We start from the raw sequence: 17,496 nt of genomic DNA, 5'->3' as shown, positions 1-17,496 counted from the left end.
CAAGGTGCCAGTGTAATGTTTTTGTGATATCCCATCATCGAGCAAATGATTGATGTCTTGCAAAAGATCTTGGACTTGTTTCTCGTCCCATGCATAGCCGCGCTGATAGTCCGGAATTATGAAATACTTGTTTTTGAAAATAGCAGGCAAGGTCAGCAATTGTGCGCCGAAAGCAGGATTTGACATAAATTTATTTCGTCCAGTTTTTGAAATTTGAAGATTTTTTGACTGTGTCTCAGTTGGTTAACCCAGTTGAGTTGCATCTTCTTCGTAGCTTGTCTTGTGAAGAATTAAACCGAGTGTTGTTATGAAAGCACCTGCAAGCCATGCTTCTGCACTATGGCGAGCAATTTGAGTGCCATGCCGCTGGGCCGCTTCCCATTTCTCGACCGTGCTTTTGCTGGTATTGAGATAACGAGCAAATACAGGCTGGCTAACGTGATTGGCTTCGCGAAGTTTTTTGATCTGCGCGGGTTTGATTTCAGACGGCATCGTTAAGCAGCTTTCATCAAAGCTGCGCATCGTTGCCTTGTCGATAGCTCCGACTTTGCGCAATGCGGATGCCGACGAATGGATTGCCTCAAAGGCATCACTTTTATATTTTGCTTTGGTCGTCATTACAAATCTCCACAGCGTCTATCATGGCATTAGATTTAACTGTTGTCGGTCATTTCATCAGGCCAACTTCGTGCGCCATGAATTACCCGTAAAATACGCACTGCATCGTCGCTGATCTGATAAGCCGCAACATAGCTGGTTTGTACGACTACAAGTTCGCGGGTTCCATCAACGCGGCCAATTCGCCCGCTTTCAGGATAATCAATCAATCTCCGCATAGCGTTTTCGATACGCTCATCGACCATCACCGCAGCGCGCGGGTCATCAGCTTCGATAAACGAAAATATCTCACGGCGGTCAGCGAGTGCGTAGGCCGTCCAGATTAGTTTCACGCATCACCGGATTTGCCAAGCGCTGCTGCACGTCGTGCGGCAAATTCTGCCTCTACTTCTTCATTCGTCACATCGGGACGAGGATCATCAAGTGCTTCATGCACCTTTGCTCGAAACCACGCATCATAGGCCTTGCTGTCTGCGATCAGCTCGAACGGCAATGCCCCTTCTTGTGCGGTGCGTGTCAGCAAAATTCGCACAGCATCGGATACGCTCAATCCCATGCTATCGAGAACAGCAGAGGCCCGGGCCTTTACACTTGCGTCGATGCGCGTCTGAATCAATGCGTTTGCGGCCATATTTGCGACTCCAACTATTTCCATCCTTGTAATTCATTTGCATTACAATTGCCAGCGAAAAATCACTATGTCTAGGTGTGATGAAGCACCCCGCTACCTACGCTGCTAACAGTCTTTGCACGCCACGTTACGCCGCTGCCAATTCTAGCCATACTTATTCTTGCAAGCCGGTTCAGCATATTCAATTCTGTTTCAGCAAAGCCCAAAAACGCTTGGAAACGGAGACCTCCCATGTTCGACAAAACCGACCGAATTGTCCGCCTCAAAACCGTCTTAGATCGCACCGGTCTAAGCCGCTCAACAATATATCGCAAAATCAATGAAGGCACTTTCCCGCGCCAAATTCCAATCAGCATAAATGGTGCGGGATGGCGCGAGTCTGAAATCAACCAGTGGATTGCAAATCCTCCTGCCTATCGGGCTGACGAAACCGCAACGGAATTGGATTGGCCGCTTTCTTCTGCGGCGAGATAATCTGCTCGATCAATTCGGCCAACTTTGAAATCGCCTCTGTTTTTTCTTCCTCATAGGAATAGCGGTCATACACACCCCATACGCCGGGAATTGCGTGACCAAGAACACGTTCGCAAATGTCGGGGCGCACCCCTGCCCTCGCCATCAATGATCTGGCGGTGCGGCGCAAATCGTGAACCACCCAATAAGGCACGGGTTCGCCATTTAGCTCCCCCATCCGGTTATCAAGCCGCTTCTTCATTTTGCTAAGGCCATCAATCGGCTTTGGCCCTAAGCCAGCGAAGATATATTCGCTATCCTCGCGCTGCGGCTGGCTGTCGATAACATCGAGTGCCAAACGAGAAAGTCCCAAGGTCTTGGCATTAGACTTTTCCCGAAACGCGGTCGGGATGATCCAGACGCCTTCGTCATTGATTTCACCCCACTGAATCTCAAGCACTTTGGTTTTCCGCTGCGCCGTCAACAAGGCGGTGCGGACAAAAGCGCTATAAGTAGTCCCGTCGCTGGTCGCTTTCCAGAATATCCGTAATTCATCGTCATCGAAAACGCGGTCCCGCGCACGCTGTCGCGGCTTGGTGCGCCGCATTCCGCGCACAATGGGCGAAACATAGTCCTCGTCCCGCGCCATGTACCAATTGCACAATTTGGAGAGAATCGAGAGAATATAGTCGGCCTGCACCGGCGCAGTTTCTTCTTTTGCATCCAGCATACGCGCAACATCGCTGCGCCTGATCGACTTGAAGTCGCGTTTGCCCCATAGCGGTATCAATTCCTTGTGGATTATCCTTTCAAATTCACGCGCAGAACGCAGCTTGTTGCGATGAACATGGTTGCGCAGAAACTTCTCGGCAACCTTTGCGAAAGTGTCTTCATCTGGATTCTGCCTACGTCTGATCCGTTCGCGCAGTGTCGGCGGCGCTTGATCCTTTTTCATCTTTTCGAGCCATTTGCGCGCCTTTTCCCTCGCGCTCGCCAGATCAATTTCTCCGACGGATGCAATTGTGCGGCGCGTCGGGTGGCGGCTGCCGGGAAAACGTGCGGTCAAAATATAGGACATGCTCTTAGCATTGACCCTGACGCCAAATCCGGGAACAATTGCATCCATCACTTCAAAGCGTTCACCCTGCGGTGCGAATTTCAACGCCCGGATGCGTTTTACGGTTAAATGGACGCGCATAATTTTGGCCTCAATGGCAACCGATATTCAAGGCTCAAAAAGTCGTTTTGGGGCAACAAAAGTTATTTTCGGGCCAAAAACCGGTGCGCTAGGGTGGTTTTCTATGACCCGAATTGATACACAAAAATGGCAGAAAAGCAAGGGCTTGGGGGACGTTTTGGGCCGCGATGAAACGGCCTGAAATTTTAGCTGGTTCCGCTTTTAATCAGTAGGTCGCTGGTTCGAACCCAGCAGGGCTCACCATTAACGCCGTCACTTTCAGGTGATTCGAAATTTCCCAGAACCACCGTAGCAACCATTCAAATGGGAAAGCATGGCGTTTGGTGATAATATACGGCTGCGATCAAGACCGATTACTGACTTGCGTGGAGACTGGATAAATTGCTGAAAACCGGCAATTCGATCATATGCTTCATCTGGAACCCAGCCGATCCACAATCAATTTCGGGATAATCAGCAGCTTGCTTGGCTCAGTCACGGTGAACCGTAGAATCGCTGTTTCGGCCTTCAACCGGCCTCCAGATCTCTGGACACGGACTCGATAAGATTTCCGATCCGGGCAACCCTCGCTGGCAAGCTACGGCCACGTCGGGAAATCATCCACAAATCGTGGCGGAGCCTGTGGGGAAGCTGTGCGACGTGAAGCCTGTCCCTGTCAGGGTGGCTGCTCACGCCGCTTCGCGGCAGCAAAGTATAGCCGATACCACGCGCGATGGGTGAAGGAATCTGGCTGATCTGGTTTACAAAGGTGCGGATGTGCAGACGATCCGCTCCCTGGAACTCTTCCGGAAAATTCATCGAGAACAGGTCATCCGCATAGGAGAATCCGTCAGGATGGGCGACGAAACCAAGGTCTTCGAGTGCCTGGAAACTGATCGAAGACGTCGTCGTCTGGTGCGGGACCACGAGACATAGTTCCTCTTGCCCCAAATGCTCTGCATCGAGCCGCGGATGGCGCGGATCATGGTCAGCAACCCCGAGATCAAACCGCCCTTCCAGCACACCGGCCAAGACTTTGTCCTGAGGGGTTGCCTCGAGCCTAATGGTCAATTGAGGCGAGGCCTGCATCGCTGACAGGATGTGGGGATATAAGAGTATCGCGAAACTGCCGGAGCAAGCAATGGCCACATCCCCGGACGCGGGATCATCGCGCAATAGCGTCTCCTGAAGTAGCTGCTCCTCAGCACGCCTTGCACGCCCTACGGCAAGAACGGCTTCGCCCGCCGGTGTGGGGCTGAAGCTTTTCCCCTGACGCGAAATTAACGACTGGCCGACTTGTGCCTCGAGCTTCCGCAGATGCTGCGAAACGCCCGGCTGGGTCATGTTCAGCAGAGCCGCGGCCCGGGTAAAATGACCGGTTTCGCAGAGGACGACGAAGCTTTCTAGCCATTGAGCATTCAACATCCGCCATCACTAAACGTTATGAAGAATTATATAAATGATTATTTCATATAATGACGAGTGCCGCCTATTTTCTCCAACGCAGGAAATAGAAGGACCCTATCATGTTACCAACACCTCGCGCTTTTTCACATATCGGCCTGTCCGTACCCGACCTCGATGCCGCGGTAGAATTCTACACCGGCGTTCTCGGCCTCTACACCATAATGAAGCCGACCGACGTCACCGAGGACGACAGTGCGGTCGGTGTCATGTGCACCGATGTTTTCGGCCCCGGGTGGGGTAGCTTACGGATTGCCCATCTCGCCACCGCCGACCGTGTTGGTATCGAGCTGTTCGAGTTTCCGAAAAATCATGCGCCCGAAAACAATCTGGACCACAAGCGCCACGGAACCTTCCATTTTTGTATTCAGGACCCGGACGTTGAAGGACTAGTCGAGAAAATAGTCGCCGCCGGAGGAAAGCAACGCATGCCGGTTCGCGAATATTATCCCGGCGAGAAACCCTATCGCATGTGCTATGTCGAGGACCCGTTCGGTATCGTGTTCGAAATTTACAGCCATAGCTACGAACTGACCTATTCCGAGGGCGCTTATTCCTAGCAGAGCATTTCGGTAATATGCGCGGCCTGACGCCTGGTTTCCATGGATTTAGAGGCTCGGCCGCGCAACCAAAGGGTTCGAAGTGCGTTGTTTGAAGGAAGATTGATCAAAACAAAGATTCAAGGTAAAAATCATGAAAATTCTAGTGGTTCTGACATCGCACGATCAGCTCGGCGACACCGGCAAGAAGACCGGATTCTGGCTTGAGGAATTTGCCGCGCCTTATTATGTGTTCAAGGATGCTGGCGCGGATGTCACACTTGCCTCCCCCAAAGGTGGACAGCCGCCGCTCGACCCGTCCAGTGACACCGACGACGCCCAGACCGACGATACGAAACGCTTCAAATCTGACGAAGCGGCGCAGAAAGAACTCGCCAACACGGCTGTTCTTTCCGCTATATCGGCTGACGGATTTGACGCGATATTCTATCCCGGCGGGCACGGTCCGCTCTGGGATTTGACGGAAGATGATGACAGCAAGGCGTTGATCGAAGCATTTGCGGCGAGCGGCCGTCCCTTCGGCGCGGTCTGCCACGCACCTGCGATATTCAAACATACAAAGAATGCGGACGGCAAGCCGCTGGTGTCCGGCAAGAAGGTGACCGGCTTTACCAATACGGAAGAGGAAGGCGTTGGACTGACCGATGTCGTGCCTTTTCTAGTCGAGGACATGCTAAAAGAAAATGGCGGTGACTATCGCAAGGGCGACGACTGGGCCTCCTTCGTGGTCGTCGACGGCAAGCTGGTAACCGGCCAGAATCCGGCATCGTCGGCAGAAGCCGCGCGCAAACTGCTTGACCTGCTTTAAACCGAAATAAACGGAGCGACCTATGCAAATTCTTATCGCCGGTGCGACCGGCAACACCGGGCTGCGGCTCGTCGATCAATTGAAATCCAATGGCCATTCCCCAATCGCGCTGGTTCGTGAATCCTCGGACACCAGCTCCTTGCCAGCGGACGTGACGCAACGCCAGGGCGATCTGACCGACCTCCAACCCGGTGTCTGCGATGGATGCGACGCGGTGATCTTTGCAGCCGGCTCGGGCGGTTCCACCGGTCCCGAAATGACCGACAAGGTCGATCGGGATGGTGCCAAGCGATTGATCGATCTGGCCTCAGAGGCCGGTGTTTCGCGCTTTGTCATGCTTAGCAGCGCTGGCGCGGACAATCCCGATCCCGAAAGCGACCTTGCCCATTATCTGCAAGCGAAGCACAACGCAGACGAACATTTGAAAGCCTCTGGCCTCAGCTATGCCATCATCCGGCCCGTCGCCCTCACCGACGACGACGGCAGCCGCGATATGCGGTTCGGCGATGATGTCGACCCCAAGGGGAAGGCGGCGCGCGGCGACGTTGCCGCCGTGCTGGCAAATGCTGTGGACGACAATGGATGGACCGGCAAGGCCCTGTTGATGCAGTCCGTATAGGCCGGTGTCTGACAACCCAGGCCTGACCGACGATAGCGCGGGCTATAAGTTCAAGCAGCAATCTCCGATCTGCGGGCTGATCCGATCTCGATATGGTCGGTCGGCGGCAGCTTGCTAGGCGTCGAACTGGCTCTGGCGCAGCTGGAGGTAGACCAGATCAACGCGATAATCGGCCAATTGCCGGACGGCATGAACGAAGTACCCTTGGTGCTATTCCAGATGCTCGAGAATATGCCCTTCCCCGTCGTGTTGCTTGTCTGTTGTTACAGTCTGTTCAAGGGCTTGATGTCAGAATATCAGCTGTTGAAGGTTGGTAAACTCACCGATTGACGACAAATATGTCCGGCTTGGTCCGCATCTCCCCTCGTTCATATACGGCGTTGGCGCAATCGTCTCGAATGCGGCAATGGGGACGCTGTAATCAGAAAAGTCGGCTGTCGATCGGAACCTCGATATCCGGTTTGAACAGGACAACATGACCGGAGGAATCCGAGAAACCCGTGAGAACGGCTGCAATAATATCACAAAGAACCGGGCTGGCAATCCATAAGGCTAGGCGGCGCAATCTGTGCGGGGCTCGTTCCGGGCCAGCTTAAACACATCCCGTTTGTAGACATCGGGGAAATAGCGAACACTACCGTCGCCCGCTGCTTCTGCCGTAAAATAGGCAATGTAGATCGGGATGGCCTTGGCCAGCGACAATTTGGTCGTGGTCCGGCTGGCCAATATTTCGTCAATCTGCTCTCCGGTCGCCGCGCCCTCCAGCAATGTCTTGTCGAGATCGATAGCGTCGCCAACCCGGATACAGCCGTGGCTGAACGTTCGCACCGCTTCCGAGAACAGATTTTTGTTCGGCGTGTCATGCAGATAGATGCTGTACGGATTGGGCATGACCAGCTTCATCTGTCCGAGCGCATTGCCCGGTCCGGGACGCTGGCGATAACGGCCGTTTTCGAAAACATAGCCTTTTCTGCGCGCCGCGGACGGATTGTTGCGGACCATCGATCCGATACCTTCCGCGACAATTGATGTCGGAATTTCCCACCACGGATTCAGGATCACACCACTGACGGTAGCTTCAAAAACCGGCGTCGGAGACCTGGTCTTGCCGACGATAACCGGCCAGGTTTTCAGTTTCCTGTCATTTTCCCAAAGCGTTACTTCGAAGCTGGCGGCGTTTACCAGCAGATATTTCTCCCCCATGACAAGCCGCATCCAGCGCCAGCGCTCCATGTTCAGCGCCAATGCCGCGCGTTTCTCCGCATCCGTTTCTGTTGCATAGGCTGCACGCAGAGCCTGGTAATGCGGACTGCGTGGCCGGAGTGCAGCAAAATAGGCAGCGAGGTCATTGCGAACCAGTGCCTTCATCAACAATTGCTGCGTGTCGATATTGCGGTCATCGCTACCGATATTCCATTTCGCCCGCGCCGATGCGGGAGAACATCCGTCGAGATAGGCCAACATCAGCTCGTTCGCGGCAACGGAGGCAAGACGCGACCGGCGGAAGGGATCTGTGGCGGAATTTGGCTGGCTGAAATTGGTGATCGGGCAATTTTCCAGAGCCTCGGATGCTCTTGCATCGACCAATTGCTGCAGTTCGGCAATCTGTGGTTCGGTCCAGATCAGGTGACTTTCGGCATGTTCTTCTGTCTGTGCCGAGGCCGATGCGGACAACAGAAACCCCGCCAATATTGCAATAAATTTTATCATCCGATCCTTCTTCAGCCTATCGCCTCCCGCAACAATAGGTATTGATACTTAATCCCGGGTACAGGAAAAATATGCTATGAACGAAGCATGAAAAGAAGAAATTTTATCACCGCCGGACTGCTCGGCATTGCCGGTGCCGCTTACGGGTTCAGCACGCGATCACAAGCTGCCAGCAAGATTGCGACACCTTTACCTGCCCGTCCAAAGATCACCCCATCTCCAGGTCCATCCGCTTTGATCGAACGCGCCAAGGCGGCGATGGCAACCCATGAATCATCCTTGCTACACACCGACAGGATCGGGATTGCCGACTATTCGCTGCATAGCGCCGAGGAGCGCTTCCATATTGTCGACCTGACAAACGGGACGACCCAGTCCTTTCTGGTGGCCCACGGCAAAGGCTCCGACCTCAGGCACACCGGCTGGCTGCAGGAATTTTCCAATATACCCGGATCAGAAGCCTCGTCGGGCGGCAGCTATGTCACCAGCGAGACCTATATCGGCAAGCACGGAACATCGCGCCGGCTGAAAGGGCTCGACCCCAGCAACAATATGGCAGAACCCCGCGCGATCGTGATCCACGGCGCGTGGTATGCTGAACCGGAAATGGTCAAATCCCATGGCAAACTGGGCCGCAGCCAGGGCTGCTTTGCCTTTTCCGAAGGCGATCTGCCGGTCATATTGGAGCGGCTGGGACCGGGTCGCCTGCTCTATGCCGACAAGGTGTAACCGGTAATTTGAGCGTTTTCTTTGCAAGTGCCCTCCCAAGGTCGGCCTCGCACCTCGAAAACCCCTGGCTCCGCTGGCAAACGACACCCGGTCGTCTTAGCCCCTGCCCGCACCCGCGCCTTGAAGAACGTTCGAGACGCGGGCGGAAGCCATCAGGTTTATTATTTCTCGTCGGGCCATTTGATCGAGGGTCCGAGATCCTGCAGAACCTTGCGGGCATCAAACGCACGAGACGCATCGACGGGCATCGAACCACGGCGCATCACAATTTCCGCTTCGGCTTCGAACCGCTCCACGGTCCGCACGTCGGTATCAAAGGACCAGAACGGATCGCGGCCATAGGGATGCCATGTCGACCAGACGCCGCTGCGATAATAGCGCCAGTGCGGACGCCAGTTCAGATAGATCGACCCGTAATAGGGTTCGTAGCGAGGCGAACGTTCGACAAAGGTCCGGCGATCGGTTTCGGTCGTATGGTCGGTAATCCGGAACCAGTCATATCCGTTCTGAACCGTCAGTTCCGCTGCGCGGTATAAGAGATAGCCTTCTACGGTATCGCGCGAGGTCAACGTGTTTCCGGCGAAGCGGACGCGATATTTCGTATCCGCAAGACGGTTTTCCGAATAGCCGCCAGCAACACGCTGGCCTGCGCTTTGCGGCTGGTAGGGGGTTGCGGTTGCGCATCCGAGCAGCAGCAAGGTCATGAGCAGCGCGGCTGCCTTGGAGACGGGTTTGGTAATCTTGGAATGATCCGGCATTTTCAGTCCTTTTTCTGTCGCCGCTGTAGCGGCCGATAAAGAATGATAGTCGGGTAAAGCCGGTCGTTTGTCTTTACGTAATTATTCGTAAGGCCGGTTACTCCGGTCCGTAACAATACCTATCGCCGCCAAACTCCGGCCATCCTAGAAAGTCTGCAGATGAATAAACTGATGGGAGACTGACATGCTGGTGCGCAAGGATAGCAAGGTGATCGCCGTTGACGGCTCCCGCATGGCGATGTTCAAGAATATCGGGGACGCCTTTGCACCGGTGCTGGAGCTAATTGAAGAACATAAAAACCCCTCGCTGCGCACTTCGGAACTCGGCACGGACAGACCTGGACGAAGCTTTCAGAGCAAGTCGCCCAGCCGGGGCGCACATGAGCAGGTCGATCTGCAACAGCAGGAAGAAGACCGCTTTGTTTCGGAAATGGCCCAGCGGATCGAGCAAATCGTGTCCGGATCAGACGCCGCTATCATATTGGTTGCAGCGCCCCGCGCACTGGGGGTTATCCGGAAACATCTGGGTCCCAAAACCAGCGCGCGATTGCTGGCAGAAATTCCGAAGGATTTCGGTCCCGAAGATACCGAGCCGCTGGCAAAAATGCTCGCCAAGCACGACGCCTGACAAAATCATCCGCGTTGCGGGGATTGTGCCCGAGATGACTGAATGAATGATGCTTCGCCAAAACTGGCGAGATCGCAAGCGGGTGGAGACGGCGACCTCCGCCCACCCGCAAATATATCATGAGAACCCGATCAGGTTGTGACAGGCATTGCCGTAAGGTCAAATTCCAGCAGCATCAGCGTGGCGTCGCCGGGAAAGGATCGCGCGGAAAAGCCCATTTCCTTTTCCAGTTCAATCGCTGCATGATTTTCACGGGCTTCGATCGATTGAAGTTTCCTGATTCCGTTTTTGCGGGACTGGTCGATCACATATTTCAGGAAGGTCCAACTCATTCCGCGGTGTTTATAATCGCTGCGCACCGCAAGGGCGACCTCCGCTTCATACCGGTCCTCACTGGCTCCCACCATCGCGCTGGCGATGATGGTCTTGTCATCTATATCGAAGGCGAGATAGTCTTCCTTGTGTTCATGATCGACGTTCACCAGATCATCGAGCAAGGCACCCTTAATTTCCGGAATCGCGGACAGAAAGCGGAACCGCAGGTCGTCTTTCGAAACATGGGTGAAAAACTCCGCCAGAGCTTCCTTGTCAGATGGTTCGACGGGCCGGACATGAAACTCGAAGCCCGTGCGGGTGGTCAGCGGTATGCTGTTACTCACTACCACCGCATGGTCAGGGCGGATCGGTTCTGCGGGGGCCGGTTGCGTAGAAGATGATTTTGCATCGGGCATGGGACTTCCTTTCAGGGAACCAGGGGGAAATTGAAATTTGATGAGCCTAATCTAGCCGGTCCGGCGATATGGTCGCCATCCGTAAACCAACGTATCTCCGCAAATATCCGTAATGGTCCCTATTGACTCGCGTGGCGTTTATCCGGTCTGTCAGTAACCGACGGTTCCGGCAGTTTTCTCTCCATCCGAGGCATTGGCGATGACGCATATTGAAGCATATAAATCGCGGATCAGGACCGCAGCCGAAGCTGTGCACGGATTAAGGTCCGGAGCGCATATGGCGATGGGCATGGCGACGGCGGAGCCACCGGCGTTACTCGGCGCAATCGCGGATATGGCAGAAAATGGCGCTGTAGAAGATCTGAAACTATGGTATTTCCATTCGATGGATCACGCCGGTGATACGGTGCTCCGGCCCGACCTGTTGGGCCGTATTCGCCCGCGCTGCATGTTTCTGAGTTCGATAGAACGGAAATTGCTCAGCACACAGCAACCGGGTGAGAAAAGTCCGATCGAATTTGTCCCGGTTGCTTTCAGCGACTCCCCCCGGCTGTTCGAGCAAGATGTGTCGCTCGATCTTTTTGTGACGACCGTGTCGCCGATGGACAAGCATGGCTGGTTCACTTTCGGCACCAGCAACGATTATTCCACCACCGCCGCTCGCAGCGCCAAAAAGCTGGTGGTCGAGGTCAACCCCAATATGCCGCGCGTGTTCGGCGCTTCCCTGCTGCATGTATCGGAAGTCGATGCGATTGTCGAAAACAGCACGCCGCTGACCGAGGTTCACCCGCCCGAAATATCGGCGGTAGACGCAAAAGTAGCTGCCATTATCGCGGACATGATCGACGACAGGTCCTGTCTGCAAATGGGCATAGGTGCGCTTCCCGGCGCGGTTTGCGCCTTGCTCCACGATCGCAAGGATCTTGGCATCCATACGGAGCTGATGACCCCTGCCCTCGCCGGGCTTATCCATTGCGGTGCAGTCACCAACCAGGCAAAGACCACCTACCGTGGTTTCAGTGTCTTCACCTTCGCCATGGGTGACCGGGAATTTTACGATTTCCTCGATGACAATCCGGCGTTCCACAGCGCGCCGGTGAATATCGTCAACGATCCCCGCCATATCGCCAAGAACAGGAACGTCGTGTCGGTCAATGCAACGTTGCAGATCGATCTCGGTGGCGCGTGCAATTCGGAACATATGATGGGGCGGCAATATAGCGGTTCGGGCGGCCAGCTCGACTTCGTGCGCGGCGCGAACGCATCGAAAGGTGGCAAGTCGATCATCGCCTGCCAGTCGACGGCGCGCAACGGTACTGTCTCGCGCATTGTCCCCCGACTGGATGGGCCCGTTACAACCCCGCGCAACGACACACATATCGTGGTGACGGAATATGGCTCGGTGGATCTGAAGGGAAAATCGCTGATCCAGCGCGCGGAAGCGCTGATCGGCCTCGCCCATCCAAAGTTCAGGGATCAACTGGCCAATGGTCTGTAAGGATCGCTCCACGTAATTTGTGGCGAAGGCCTGCGAAGGAAATATCCTGCCTGCTTATTGTCCAGCCTTGCTATCCGCATAGGATTGCAACACCGGAAACAGGGCAAAAGCAATCTGGCCGGCAAGCCCTATCCGGTTTTCCGGCAAATCAAAGGTCATGAAAAAGTCCGTCATACGGCCCTGTTGCAGGAACATCGCGACCAGAGCCTCGCCGATCATCAAACAGACAAATGCAATCAACCCCATGAGCAGACGCTCATATGGTTCGGTCGGAACCGTAAATCGTCTGGTGAGAAACCGGCAGAAAAACCAGGAGACAAGAAGTATGACGGGGAGCTCGACCAGGACCGCAAACACTGGTCCAGTATATGGGACGAGAAAAAAGATACGGATCGCGCCCAAAATGAATCCCAGCGTGAACACGCCAAGAAAATAGAGAATACCAGCTTTCAGGACATCTGCCATGATCGTTTTCTAGATCGACCGGAGCCAGCGAAAACATACGTAAACTCCCTGATATTTTCGAACGCGCTTGCCCCTTATCATATCCTTTTTCCAACCGGGGCAATGCGAACCATTGAAGCATATCATTCTACCCACTTTGCCACATTTTGCTGAAGCAACGGCGCTGGAAAGCACCGGACTATCGGTTGTCTCGCTTACCAAGAAATTTGGAAAAAAGACGGTCCTGCATGATGTTTCAATCGAAGTCCGTCCTTCGGAGGTTGTCGGCCTGCTGGGCCGCGACGGCGCCGGCAAGACGTTGACCTTCTATTCGATCCTTGGGTTATTGCGGATAAACTCGGGGCAAATTATTCTAAATGGCGAAGATATAACCAGATTGCCTCTCGACCAGCGCGCGCTTCGCGGCCTGGGATATCTGCCTCAGGAATCGTCTATTTTCCGCGGGCTTACGGTCGAACAGAATATCATGACTGTGCTCGAACTGTTTGAAAAGGATCCGGTTATGAGAGCGCATAGACTGGATGATCTGCTGGCAGAATTCCATATCGACTATGTCCGCAAAACGCCGGCACGCGCTCTGTCAGGCGGCGAACGGCGCCGCTGCGAAATCGCCCGGGCCATGGCAGCCGATCCGGGCATCATGCTGTTCGACGAACCATTTGCCGGGATTGATCCGCTTTCGGTCAGGGATATCAAGGCGATGATTGCCAGTCTGGAGAGACATAAGGTCGGCATTCTCGTCACAGACCAGAATGTACGCGAGATGGTTGATATTCTGGACCGTGTCTATGTCCTGCACGAAGGCCGTATCGTGTTCGACGGGACGCCCGAAGTCATGCTGGATGACAAGGTCGTACGCCATTTATACCTCGGCGAAGAATTTCATGCCGCCGCTAGGTAACACTACGGATGGCCTGCCAATCACGTTTCCGGCATCTTCGAGAATAAGGATGTGGCGAATGGATTAAGGCGAACCAGTTGGTTCTCCAGACAAATTTCGCGGACAGGTTATCAAACAGGAGAAACAAGATGAAATCCGTGCTGCTTTATGTGAATGATGATTCCGGACTTGATGCACGCTATCAGGCAGCGCTGGATCTGACCCGAGCGCTTGAGGGCCATCTTCATTGCCTGCGCGCCAATCCCTATCAGCCGCAAATGGCGTTCGACGGTGTCACCGGCATGTCGGTCATGTACGACATCAGCAGATATGCGCTGGAAGCCGATACACTGCTGAAGGCGGAAATCGAGAAGCGACTGGCAGGCGAGGATGTTCCGTGGGATTATCATACAGCCAATGCCGAGCCGGCACGGGGGCTATCGAGAAGCTCCGCTCTGACCGACCTGATCGTGCTGAGTTCCTGCAGCGGCGTAAAGGACAATACGGAACCGCTAGGCATCTTGGGGGATGTGCTTTTCAACACCAGTATTCCAGTCATTGTCCAGCCCGACAACCTCAAGAAATTTGATGCAGCCGGTCCGGTCGTGGTAGCCTGGAACGGCAGCTTCGAGGCGGGCAACGCGCTGCGCGCAGCTGTCCCCTTGCTGAAGCTTGCCAGTGATGTGCATATCGTGGTCGTCGAGGAGGACAAGGATCACGACCTGCCGCCTCTGGACGCCTCGGAATATCTGTCACGGCATGGCATCAAATCGAAGATCCACGAACTGGCGGCCGACAAGTCGTCCGTGCATTCGGTCCTGCTTTCGACCGTCGACACGCTCAAAGCCAGCTACATGGTGATGGGCGCTTATGGCCATAGCCGGGCCCGCGAGTTCCTGTTCGGCGGCGTAACGCGCAATCTGTTCCGCGATTGCCCGGTACCACTGCTCGTCGCCCATTAATCTTGGAAATATACGTTCCGAGAGGAAGAGCTGAATGAGTGGTGTAACAATCAAATTTCATGGTGCAGCGGGAACCGTCACCGGTTCCTGCTTTGAAGTCACGGGTGCAGGAAAGACGATCCTGGTCGATTGCGGCATGTTTCAGGGCACCCGTTCGCTCGAGGCGCTGAACCATGAAGAACTGCCTTTCGATCCGAAAAAAATAGATGCCGTGCTGCTGACTCACGCACATCTCGATCATAGCGGCAGACTGGCCTATCTCTACGCCAGCGGTTGCAAGGCCAGAACTTATTGCACCGCGCCCAGCGCAGATATCATCAAACCGCTTTTGCAGGATGCCGCCAAGTTGCAGGCTGCCGATGCCGAGCGCCGGAACCGCCGGGCTGACCGCGCAGGCCTGCCCCCTTTCATCCCGCTTTATGACGGCAAGGACATTGCCAAATTGCACAAGAATGTCCGCGTGGTCTCTTATTGCGAAGAAAACAGCCTCGGCAACGGCGTGTCATTCCGCTTCTGGAATGCGCGCCATATCGTCGGGTCGGCATCGATTGAAATCAATATCGCCGGTCAGCGTTTGCTGTTCTCCGGCGATGTCGGCCCTGGTCGGTCGATCAATTGCACTGCCTCGGAAATCGGCGGCTATGACCATGTCATCTGCGAATCCACTTATGGTGACCGGGATCGCGAACTTGTCCTGGTCAGCGAGCGTCGCGAGACCCTGGCGCGCCATGTCGAAGAAGTGATGGCGGCTGGCGGTAATCTGCTGATCCCGGCCTTTGCGCTGGAACGCACGCAGGCGATACTCGAAGATTTCGATGCGTTGTTTGAATCCAGACGGCTCGCACCGGTAAATGTCTTTCTCGACTCCCCGCTCGCACAAAAAGTGACCATGGCGGTCATGCGGTACCGCGACAGCGGATCCGATATGTTGAAACGCACAAATATCCGCTTCATCCAGAACACGGCTGAATCAAAAAAGCTCAACCGGATGTCGGGAATTGTCATCATTGCCGGATCGGGCATGTGCGAAGGCGGCCGGATAAGACATCATCTGATCCGCAACTTGCCCAACCGACAATCCCGGGTTTTGCTGTCCGGCTATCAGGTAACCGGTACATTGGGATCGGTACTGAGAGACGGCGCCAGACGCGTTCGCATATCGGGACATGATGTTATCGTGAAAGCGCAAGTTACAACGCTAGACGGCTATTCCAATCATGCCGACCGCAGCGGACTGGTGGAATGGATCAAGGATCGCACGCCGATCAGGGGCTCGCTCTTTTTGGTCCACGGAGACCCGACCGCGCTGACAAGTCTCGCTGAAAAAGTGGGAGAAATTCTGGAAATGCCATCCACAATAATTCCGGCTCTGGGCGAAACATGGGAACTGGAACCAGCAAAACCGGCTATCCGCAAATCTGCCGGCCGGTCGGATGCAGCCGACCTGACCGCTGCGCGCGACTGGATATCAAAGCTTGCGGCTCTGCGTTCAGAAGTGGACAAAAAGATAATGGAACAGCCGACCGTACAGGATCGCGAAAAAATACTGGCGGCGCTCAAACGGGCGCTCGACAGCGTGCACTGAACAAAGCGCTATTTTCTTTCACGTACCATCAGCACGTCTTGCTCGACCCATCCGAGGACCTGCTGCGCATTGCTGCCCAGGGCTGCACGGGACAGCGCGCCGCGGCCATGGGTTCCCAAGACCACCAGATCCGACTTGGTCGCAGCGATCTTGCGGAACAGCACTGCGCCCAGATCACCTTTTTCGATTGATCCGTTCACCCGGTCGAAAACCGCATCGGAAATCGCGCGTTTGGCGAGAAATCGGGTCAATGCGGTCTGTTCTTCCGACTTCACATCCTGAGCAACCTGATCGGAACTCAACCATGCGCTATAGGGCTCGTGATAGGCATGCACCAGATGGAGCCTGGGATCCGGAAATAATTCGGCAGCAGCGTTCAACGCCTGCAGCGAACAATCCGAAAAATCGGTGGCAATCAGAATATTTTTATATGCGCGTTTGGGTCGGCGCTTGACGACGAGCACCGGTGCGGAGGCGTTGCGGATCATCTGATCAACCGGACTGCCAAGAATCATATCACCAATGCTGTTATAGCGTGCGACACCGGTCACGATCAGGTCGCATTTTTTTGTCTTTGCCGTTTCAACGATCGTGGCGGCGATGTCGCCAAACTTGACCAATATTTCGACATCCACCTTCGTTTTGGGCAATTCATCGGCGATTTTCAGTTCGATATCGCGGATATTGGTAGCGGAGTCATTGGCCAGACCGGGATCCATAACGTGGAGCAGGACCAGTTTGCTCCTCCATTCCTTCGCCAGCATCAGAGCGCGGTCGAGCGGACGATCACAACGCGCCGACAGGTCAGTGGCCAGTAGAATTGATTTGTGATCCATGGTCCTGCCTCTACTTTCTACTCAGTTGCCATCCTGACCAAAATCGCGGGCCACCCCGACTTTCCTCGCCCGGGGGGTGGGGAAGAAAGAAGATGTGGCCCGCTATCCTGTCACGCGCCTTCCAGGGGCGTGGATCGGGATGTTTCGTTCAGGAGAAATATTGGCAAAAACAGACCCATTTTCATCGATTTTCTCTCCTGACACCGGACTTGCATCCACTGCTAGTGCGTCTCCCGATGGCATAATGATTCCTGTAGGCAGCCGCTATCCGTGGTTTCCCTTATGGAAGTTTACCCATGCGATCCATTTGCCGAAATCGTGCGACCAACCGCTTCCCGCGAAATTCATCAAGACGCCGATGTTACGGATTGGTCATTTTCTGGT

At 54.6% G+C, this 17,496-nt stretch carries 22 protein-coding genes and 1 pseudogene; 12 read left to right on the top strand and 11 right to left on the bottom strand.

From position 1 onward, the window contains the following. From AACZ86_RS09445 to AACZ86_RS09430, 4 genes and pseudogenes are all read right to left on the bottom strand, one after another. Window positions 1-186, bottom strand: a 186-nt coding sequence (locus tag AACZ86_RS09445) for a DUF262 domain-containing protein (RefSeq protein WP_339691757.1), incomplete at its 3' end; no start/stop codon positions are given. A 119-nt stretch (window positions 187-305) separates the two neighbouring features. Further along, a pseudogene (locus AACZ86_RS09440) lies at window positions 306-618 on the bottom strand (DNA-binding transcriptional regulator). Window positions 619-653: 35 nt separating this feature from the next. After that, window positions 654-950: a type II toxin-antitoxin system RelE/ParE family toxin gene (locus tag AACZ86_RS09435; RefSeq protein WP_339691755.1), complete on the bottom strand. Its 297-nt coding sequence runs from the start codon at window positions 948-950 to the stop codon at window positions 654-656. Continuing rightward, window positions 947-1,249: a type II toxin-antitoxin system RelB/DinJ family antitoxin gene (locus AACZ86_RS09430; protein ID WP_339691753.1), complete on the bottom strand. Its 303-nt coding sequence runs from the start codon at window positions 1,247-1,249 to the stop codon at window positions 947-949. Before AACZ86_RS09430 ends, AACZ86_RS09435 begins: the two co-directional genes overlap by 4 nt. Before the next feature lie 231 nt (window positions 1,250-1,480). Between AACZ86_RS09430 and AACZ86_RS09425 the strand changes: the two genes are divergently transcribed. Continuing rightward, a complete protein-coding gene (locus AACZ86_RS09425; protein WP_339691752.1) occupies window positions 1,481-1,723 on the top strand; it encodes an AlpA family transcriptional regulator in 243 nt (80 codons plus the stop codon). Here AACZ86_RS09425 and AACZ86_RS09420 read toward each other — a convergent pair. Beyond that, window positions 1,635-2,900: a tyrosine-type recombinase/integrase gene (locus AACZ86_RS09420; RefSeq protein ID WP_339691751.1), complete on the bottom strand. Its 1,266-nt coding sequence runs from the start codon at window positions 2,898-2,900 to the stop codon at window positions 1,635-1,637. The two genes, AACZ86_RS09425 and AACZ86_RS09420, sit on opposite strands and share 89 nt — an antisense overlap. A 13-nt stretch (window positions 2,901-2,913) precedes the next feature. On the opposite strand from AACZ86_RS09420, the gene AACZ86_RS09415 reads away from it, so the two are divergent. Next, complete coding sequence (locus tag AACZ86_RS09415; protein WP_339691750.1) at window positions 2,914-3,081, top strand: hypothetical protein; 168 nt, start codon at window positions 2,914-2,916, stop codon at window positions 3,079-3,081. A gap of 326 nt (window positions 3,082-3,407) precedes the next feature. Here the strand turns inward: AACZ86_RS09415 and AACZ86_RS09410 are convergent, their stop codons facing one another. Continuing rightward, window positions 3,408-4,304, bottom strand: coding sequence for a LysR family transcriptional regulator (locus AACZ86_RS09410; protein WP_339691749.1), 897 nt, complete (start codon window positions 4,302-4,304; stop codon window positions 3,408-3,410). Window positions 4,305-4,405: 101 nt separating this feature from the next. On the opposite strand from AACZ86_RS09410, the gene AACZ86_RS09405 reads away from it, so the two are divergent. The 4 genes from AACZ86_RS09405 (at window position 4,406) to AACZ86_RS09390 (ending at window position 6,660) form a co-directional block, all read left to right on the top strand. Continuing rightward, on the top strand, window positions 4,406-4,903 hold the full coding sequence (locus AACZ86_RS09405) for a lactoylglutathione lyase family protein (RefSeq protein ID WP_339691747.1): 498 nt from the start codon (window positions 4,406-4,408) through the stop codon (window positions 4,901-4,903). Between the two features lie 133 nt (window positions 4,904-5,036). Then, on the top strand, window positions 5,037-5,711 hold the full coding sequence (locus AACZ86_RS09400) for a type 1 glutamine amidotransferase domain-containing protein (protein WP_339691746.1): 675 nt from the start codon (window positions 5,037-5,039) through the stop codon (window positions 5,709-5,711). A gap of 22 nt (window positions 5,712-5,733) precedes the next feature. Next, on the top strand, window positions 5,734-6,330 hold the full coding sequence (locus tag AACZ86_RS09395) for an SDR family oxidoreductase (RefSeq protein WP_339691744.1): 597 nt from the start codon (window positions 5,734-5,736) through the stop codon (window positions 6,328-6,330). Between the two features lie 111 nt (window positions 6,331-6,441). After that, window positions 6,442-6,660, top strand: coding sequence for a hypothetical protein (locus AACZ86_RS09390; RefSeq protein ID WP_339691741.1), 219 nt, complete (start codon window positions 6,442-6,444; stop codon window positions 6,658-6,660). 222 nt (window positions 6,661-6,882) lie between these two features. Here AACZ86_RS09390 and AACZ86_RS09385 read toward each other — a convergent pair whose 3' ends face one another. Beyond that, entirely contained in the window at window positions 6,883-8,040 is a 1,158-nt protein-coding gene (locus AACZ86_RS09385) for a L,D-transpeptidase family protein (protein ID WP_339691738.1), read from the bottom strand. 87 nt (window positions 8,041-8,127) lie between these two features. Here AACZ86_RS09385 and AACZ86_RS09380 point away from each other — a divergent pair, with 87 nt between their 5' ends. Next, complete coding sequence (locus tag AACZ86_RS09380; RefSeq protein ID WP_339691736.1) at window positions 8,128-8,769, top strand: murein L,D-transpeptidase catalytic domain family protein; 642 nt, start codon at window positions 8,128-8,130, stop codon at window positions 8,767-8,769. A gap of 161 nt (window positions 8,770-8,930) precedes the next feature. Here the strand turns inward: AACZ86_RS09380 and AACZ86_RS09375 are convergent, their stop codons facing one another. Then, window positions 8,931-9,527, bottom strand: coding sequence for a hypothetical protein (locus tag AACZ86_RS09375; protein ID WP_339691734.1), 597 nt, complete (start codon window positions 9,525-9,527; stop codon window positions 8,931-8,933). A gap of 184 nt (window positions 9,528-9,711) precedes the next feature. On the opposite strand from AACZ86_RS09375, the gene AACZ86_RS09370 reads away from it, so the two are divergent. After that, window positions 9,712-10,155 carry a host attachment protein gene (locus AACZ86_RS09370; RefSeq protein WP_339691732.1) on the top strand — a complete coding sequence of 148 codons (444 nt, stop codon included), beginning with the start codon at window positions 9,712-9,714 and terminating at the stop codon, window positions 10,153-10,155. 131 nt (window positions 10,156-10,286) lie between these two features. On the opposite strand, the gene AACZ86_RS09365 is transcribed toward AACZ86_RS09370, so the two are convergent. Next, the gene (locus AACZ86_RS09365) at window positions 10,287-10,886 is read right to left on the bottom strand and encodes a GNAT family N-acetyltransferase (RefSeq protein ID WP_339691729.1); all 600 of its coding nucleotides are present in this window, start codon (window positions 10,884-10,886) and stop codon (window positions 10,287-10,289) included. A gap of 199 nt (window positions 10,887-11,085) precedes the next feature. Here AACZ86_RS09365 and AACZ86_RS09360 point away from each other — a divergent pair, with 199 nt between their 5' ends. Beyond that, window positions 11,086-12,384 carry an acetyl-CoA hydrolase/transferase C-terminal domain-containing protein gene (locus AACZ86_RS09360; protein ID WP_339691726.1) on the top strand — a complete coding sequence of 433 codons (1,299 nt, stop codon included), beginning with the start codon at window positions 11,086-11,088 and terminating at the stop codon, window positions 12,382-12,384. Window positions 12,385-12,438: 54 nt separating this feature from the next. Here AACZ86_RS09360 and AACZ86_RS09355 read toward each other — a convergent pair whose 3' ends face one another. Further along, on the bottom strand, window positions 12,439-12,849 hold the full coding sequence (locus AACZ86_RS09355; RefSeq protein WP_339691724.1) for a hypothetical protein: 411 nt from the start codon (window positions 12,847-12,849) through the stop codon (window positions 12,439-12,441). Window positions 12,850-12,961: 112 nt separating this feature from the next. Here AACZ86_RS09355 and lptB point away from each other — a divergent pair, with 112 nt between their 5' ends. The 3 genes from lptB (at window position 12,962) to AACZ86_RS09340 (ending at window position 16,276) form a co-directional block, all read left to right on the top strand. Then, complete coding sequence (gene lptB, locus AACZ86_RS09350; RefSeq protein WP_339691721.1) at window positions 12,962-13,750, top strand: LPS export ABC transporter ATP-binding protein; 789 nt, start codon at window positions 12,962-12,964, stop codon at window positions 13,748-13,750. 128 nt (window positions 13,751-13,878) lie between these two features. Then, window positions 13,879-14,691 carry a universal stress protein gene (locus AACZ86_RS09345; protein ID WP_339691719.1) on the top strand — a complete coding sequence of 271 codons (813 nt, stop codon included), beginning with the start codon at window positions 13,879-13,881 and terminating at the stop codon, window positions 14,689-14,691. Window positions 14,692-14,725: 34 nt separating this feature from the next. Continuing rightward, window positions 14,726-16,276: an MBL fold metallo-hydrolase gene (locus AACZ86_RS09340; protein ID WP_339691718.1), complete on the top strand. Its 1,551-nt coding sequence runs from the start codon at window positions 14,726-14,728 to the stop codon at window positions 16,274-16,276. 8 nt (window positions 16,277-16,284) lie between these two features. Here the strand turns inward: AACZ86_RS09340 and AACZ86_RS09335 are convergent, their stop codons facing one another. Continuing rightward, the gene (locus AACZ86_RS09335) at window positions 16,285-17,112 is read right to left on the bottom strand and encodes a universal stress protein (protein ID WP_339691716.1); all 828 of its coding nucleotides are present in this window, start codon (window positions 17,110-17,112) and stop codon (window positions 16,285-16,287) included. Window positions 17,113-17,496 lie beyond the last annotated feature (384 nt).

Origin of the sequence: uncultured Parasphingorhabdus sp., assembly GCF_963975735.1 — a bacterium.
GTDB lineage: Bacteria > Pseudomonadota > Alphaproteobacteria > Sphingomonadales > Sphingomonadaceae > Parasphingorhabdus.
The sequence above is the reverse complement of the archived record's forward strand: the minus strand, read 5'-3'. Positions and strand labels throughout refer to the sequence as shown.

Bases quoted from the DNA above. Each gene is read 5' to 3' on its own strand.
- AACZ86_RS09430 (WP_339691753.1), bottom strand. From the start codon at position 1,249: ATGGCCGCAAACGCATTGATTCAGACGCGCATCGACGCAAGTGTAAAG.
- AACZ86_RS09425 (WP_339691752.1), top strand. From the start codon at position 1,481: ATGTTCGACAAAACCGACCGAATTGTCCGCCTCAAAACCGTCTTAGAT.
- AACZ86_RS09420 (WP_339691751.1), bottom strand. From the start codon at position 2,900: ATGCGCGTCCATTTAACCGTAAAACGCATCCGGGCGTTGAAATTCGCA.
- AACZ86_RS09415 (WP_339691750.1), top strand. From the start codon at position 2,914: ATGGCAACCGATATTCAAGGCTCAAAAAGTCGTTTTGGGGCAACAAAA.
- AACZ86_RS09410 (WP_339691749.1), bottom strand. From the start codon at position 4,304: ATGTTGAATGCTCAATGGCTAGAAAGCTTCGTCGTCCTCTGCGAAACC.
- AACZ86_RS09405 (WP_339691747.1), top strand. From the start codon at position 4,406: ATGTTACCAACACCTCGCGCTTTTTCACATATCGGCCTGTCCGTACCC.
- AACZ86_RS09400 (WP_339691746.1), top strand. From the start codon at position 5,037: ATGAAAATTCTAGTGGTTCTGACATCGCACGATCAGCTCGGCGACACC.
- AACZ86_RS09395 (WP_339691744.1), top strand. From the start codon at position 5,734: ATGCAAATTCTTATCGCCGGTGCGACCGGCAACACCGGGCTGCGGCTC.
- AACZ86_RS09385 (WP_339691738.1), bottom strand. From the start codon at position 8,040: ATGATAAAATTTATTGCAATATTGGCGGGGTTTCTGTTGTCCGCATCG.
- AACZ86_RS09380 (WP_339691736.1), top strand. From the start codon at position 8,128: ATGAAAAGAAGAAATTTTATCACCGCCGGACTGCTCGGCATTGCCGGT.
- AACZ86_RS09375 (WP_339691734.1), bottom strand. From the start codon at position 9,527: ATGCCGGATCATTCCAAGATTACCAAACCCGTCTCCAAGGCAGCCGCG.
- AACZ86_RS09370 (WP_339691732.1), top strand. From the start codon at position 9,712: ATGCTGGTGCGCAAGGATAGCAAGGTGATCGCCGTTGACGGCTCCCGC.
- AACZ86_RS09365 (WP_339691729.1), bottom strand. From the start codon at position 10,886: ATGCCCGATGCAAAATCATCTTCTACGCAACCGGCCCCCGCAGAACCG.
- AACZ86_RS09360 (WP_339691726.1), top strand. From the start codon at position 11,086: ATGACGCATATTGAAGCATATAAATCGCGGATCAGGACCGCAGCCGAA.
- AACZ86_RS09355 (WP_339691724.1), bottom strand. From the start codon at position 12,849: ATGGCAGATGTCCTGAAAGCTGGTATTCTCTATTTTCTTGGCGTGTTC.
- AACZ86_RS09345 (WP_339691719.1), top strand. From the start codon at position 13,879: ATGAAATCCGTGCTGCTTTATGTGAATGATGATTCCGGACTTGATGCA.
- AACZ86_RS09340 (WP_339691718.1), top strand. From the start codon at position 14,726: ATGAGTGGTGTAACAATCAAATTTCATGGTGCAGCGGGAACCGTCACC.
- AACZ86_RS09335 (WP_339691716.1), bottom strand. From the start codon at position 17,112: ATGGATCACAAATCAATTCTACTGGCCACTGACCTGTCGGCGCGTTGT.